The organism is Actinosynnema sp. (assembly GCF_052038725.1).
Genome location: NZ_JBQGCX010000070.1, coordinates 1 through 2165 on the forward strand (window position 1 = coordinate 1; position 2165 = coordinate 2165).

Here is a 2165-nt window from a genome sequence, read left to right on the forward strand (position 1 = left end):
GGGCGGGGCCCCCGCGCCCCCCCCCCCCGCCGCCCCCCCCCCCACAGCTCCCCGCGCGCCCCTCTCCCCCACCCCGCCAGGAAGGCGCCCCATGGCTGAAGCGAAGCGCCCCTGGCGCGCGGTCACCGGCAGCGACGTGGCGCGCCTGGCGGACGTCTCGCAGTCCGTGGTGTCGCTGGTCTTCTCCGGCAAGGCGGGCACCCGCGTGTCCGAGCGCACCGCCGAGCGCGTCCGCGAGGCCGCCGCCCGGCTCGGGTACGTGCCCAACACCGCCGCCGCCCGCCTGAAGACCGGCCGCGTGCCGATCATCGGCCTGGCCGTGCGCGACGTCAGCCAGCCCTTCTTCGCCTCCCTGTTCCAGCACGCCGAGCGCAGGGCCCGCGAGCGCGACCACTCGGTCATCCTGATCACCCGCGACGACGGCGAGACGTCCTGGACCGACCGCCTCGCCGACCTCATCCGCGCGGGCCACCTCGGCGGCGCGATCGCCTACGGCCCGACGGGGGCGGAGGCCGCCGCGCTCGCCGCCACCGGCCTGCCCGTGGTGGCCTGCGAGCTGTACGGCGACGAGCTGCCCACCGTCGGCTTCGACTTCGCCCCCGGCATGGCCGAGGCAGCCCGCCTGCTCCGCGCGGCCGGGCACACCCAGGTCGCCTGCCTGAACACCCGCAACGCGCACCCCACCTACCTCGACCGCCGCACCGCGTTCGCGGACGCGTTCTCCGCGCTGGGCGGGCAGGTCACCGCCGTGGCGCAGACGTCCGCGACCGACTTCGACGCCGCCTGCTCCGCCGCCACCGGCCTGCTGGACGGCGCGCGCCGGTTCACCGCCGTGGTGTGCGACGACGACCTGCTCGCCCCCGCCGTGTTCCGCGCCGCGCGCGCGAGGGGCTGGCGGGTGCCGGAGGACCTCTCGGTCGTCGGGGTCGGCGACCTGGACCTCGCCCGGATGCTGGGCCCCGCGCTCACCACCGTGCGACTGCCCGCCGCGGACCTCGCGACGGCCGCCGTGGCCACCGCGCTCGGCGTGATCGACAACCAGCGGCCCGCCGGGACCCGGCTGGCCACGGCGCTGGTCACCCGTGACACGGTGGCCGCCGCCGCTACGGGCGGGCACTGACCCCGGTCCCGCCGAGAGGAGCACCACCTTGCCGAAGGTCGAACCCTTCGACGCCGTCGACGTGCTGCGCGCCAAGCGCAACGGGCAGCGGCTGTCCACCGAGCAGATCAACTGGATCGTCGACGCCCACGCGCGTGGCCGGGTCGCGGACGAGCAGGTGTCCGCGCTGCTGATGGCGATCTGGCTCAACGGCATGAGCCGCGAGGAGACCCGCGACCTGACGCTGGCCATCGTCGCCTCGGGCGAGCGGATGTCCTTCGCGGACCTGGGGAAGCCCACCACCGACAAGCACTCCACCGGCGGGGTCGGCGACAAGATCACGCTGCCGCTGACGCCGCTGGTCGCGTCGTTCGGCGTGGCGGTGCCGCAGCTGTCCGGGCGCGGCCTCGGCCACACCGGCGGCACGCTGGACAAGCTGGAGTCGATCCCCGGCTGGCGCGCCGATCTGTCCACGGAGGACATCCTCGCGCAGCTGCGCGACGTCGGGGGCGTGGTGGCGGCGGCCGGGTCCGGCCTGGCGCCCGCCGACAAGAAGCTGTACGCGCTGCGGGACACCACGGCGACCGTCGACGCGATCCCGCTGATGGCGTCCTCTATCATGTCGAAGAAGTTCGCCGAGGGCACGGGCGCGCTGGTGCTGGACGTGAAGTTCGGCTCGGGCGCGTTCCTGACCGACCTCGCGGACGCGCGCGAGCTGGCCAGGACCATGGTGGAGCTGGGCGAGGACGCGGGCGTGGCGACGAGCGCGCTGCTGACCAACAGGAACGTGCCGCTGGGGCGGGCGATCGGCAACGCGAACGAGGTCGCCGAGTCGGTGGCGGTGCTTCAGGGCGGCGGTCCGGCGGACGTGCGTGAGCTGACCCTGGCGCTGGCGCGGGAGATGCTGGCGCTGGCGGGCAGGCCGGACGAGGACGTGGCCGCCGCGCTGGACGACGGGCGCGCGCTGGCGACGTGGCGGCGGATGGTGCGCGCGCAGGGCGGCGACCCGGACGCGGCCCTGCCGACCGCGCGCGAGCACGAGGTGGTGCGGGCCGACCGCGACGGC

The 2165-nt window shown here is 76.0% G+C and carries 2 protein-coding genes; both read left to right on the top strand.

What is annotated here, in order from left to right:
* The first annotated feature begins 91 nt into the window (after positions 1-91).
* On the top strand, positions 92-1120 hold the full coding sequence (locus ACTUAL_RS01370) for a LacI family DNA-binding transcriptional regulator (protein WP_440898979.1): 1029 nt from the start codon (positions 92-94) through the stop codon (positions 1118-1120).
* 28 nt (positions 1121-1148) lie between these two features.
* Positions 1149-2165 (top strand): thymidine phosphorylase (locus tag ACTUAL_RS01375; protein WP_440898980.1); only part of this gene is annotated, 1017 nt, incomplete at its 3' end.